Source organism: Devosia sp. FKR38, assembly GCF_005222805.1.
Classification (GTDB): domain Bacteria; phylum Pseudomonadota; class Alphaproteobacteria; order Rhizobiales; family Devosiaceae; genus Devosia.
Genome location: NZ_STGC01000006.1, coordinates 1 through 830, shown reverse-complemented (window position 1 = coordinate 830; position 830 = coordinate 1). Strand labels below are relative to the sequence as shown.

Here is an 830-nt window from a genome sequence, read left to right as displayed (position 1 = left end):
CCAAGGCATCCACTGAATGCACTTAAGACGCTTGATCGTTCTCATTATCAATGCCCGCAACATCAACAACACCCGCCCCTCTTGAAGGCAGATGTCTCAGTCGTCGGGATTGTGAAATCCACTGCATCACTGCAGTGGCGCCAACGCAGAACATGCGTTGGCATCTTGATCGGTCAGATCAAATTAACCAGAATTCACGTGCATTTCTTGTTCCTCCCCGGGGTGCGGGTCAAACGGGACAAAAAAGCATCTCTTTACGATGTCGAAAGATCCGGATTTCTTGGCCACCGAAGCGGCAAAAAATCCAAACTTGTCTCTTATCATTGCGACGTATGTGTTCGGTGCGCGGTTCTATCAACCGCCTGGTTCCAGTAAAAGAATGGTGGAGCCTGACGGGATCGAACCGACGACATCCTGCTTGCAAAGCAGGCGCTCTCCCAGCTGAGCTAAGGCCCCATTTCTTGCCCTTTTCATCCAGTCATCCTGGACGAACAGAGCGAGGACCTCGCCAATCGCTTGGCGCCCGCCGGAGGATCAGGTTGCGTCATAGCGGCGGCTTTAGCCGCGTCATGACGGAACCGGTACGATCCGTGAGGCAAACATAAAACCATTCGGTAGAATGGTGGGCCCGGGTAGACTCGAACTACCGACCTCACGCTTATCAGGCGTGCGCTCTAACCACCTGAGCTACGGGCCCTCTGGATCACGCCAGAGTGCCGGCAACTAAGCTGGCGAACGCCAGGATCCTATCCAGGAACCCAACGCTGACGCGTGAATACGTCGCTTGTGAAGAAAGAGAAACGAAGGCGGCGAGTGTTCCGCAGTTTTGG

The 830-nt window shown here is 54.3% G+C and carries 2 tRNA genes; both read right to left on the bottom strand.

Annotation, left to right across the window (positions count from 1 at the left end):
* Positions 1–380: 380 nt before the first annotated feature.
* Positions 381–456, bottom strand: a tRNA-Ala gene (locus tag E8M79_RS18275).
* A 164-nt stretch (positions 457–620) separates the two neighbouring features.
* Positions 621–697 (bottom strand) — tRNA-Ile (locus E8M79_RS18270).
* Positions 698–830 lie beyond the last annotated feature (133 nt).